This window comes from Oleiphilus sp. HI0117, from assembly GCF_001635235.1.
In genome coordinates, this window is sequence record NZ_LWGA01000574.1 from 1 (window position 1) to 592 (window position 592).

The 592-nt window shown below is 47.9% G+C and carries 1 protein-coding gene and 1 pseudogene; both read left to right on the forward strand.

The features are described from left to right. Nucleotides 1–396, forward strand: a pseudogene (locus tag A3757_RS26535) (IS21 family transposase); the annotation flags it as partial. Continuing rightward, the coding region (locus A3757_RS06280; RefSeq protein ID WP_231878236.1) for an ATP-binding protein at nt 386–592 on the forward strand (207 nt) is incomplete at its 3' end. The pseudogene A3757_RS26535 and the gene A3757_RS06280, both read left to right, overlap by 11 nt.

Below are 592 nucleotides of genomic sequence, written 5' to 3' on the forward strand. Positions count from 1 at the left end.
GATGCAGGTATCACCAAGTATGAATGGAGACATTATCTAGCCGTGGCTCAACGCAAACCAGGAGCACTGCGTAACGGCGCACCGTTCGAGACCTTGCCAGACAGCTTCAAGTCCATTCAAAAGTATTTACTTCGACGACAAGGTGGTGATCGAGAAATGGTCGAGATATTGGCCTTGGTACTTCATCACGACGAACAGCTGGTTGAGCAAGCGGTTGAGGAATCTCTGCGATGCGGGCACCCCTCAAAACAGCATGTAATGAACTGTTTGAGCCAACTCATCGAACAGGAAACACCTGAGCCTTTGCTAACACCACCCTCTCTCATTCTAAACGAAGAGCCTATTGCCAACACACAACGCTACGATCAACTAAGAGGTCATCCTTATGCACATTGAAACCATGATCCACACCTTCAAACAACTCAAACTACACGGTATGGCCAACAGTGTTATGGAGCTATCACAGCAAGCTGGGCCATCTTACCTTCAAGCACAGCCCATTCTTGAAGCCTTGATCAAAGCTGAAGTAACAGATCGAGAAGTNCGATCAATCGCTTATCAGATGAAGCATGCAAGGTTCCCAGCCTACCGT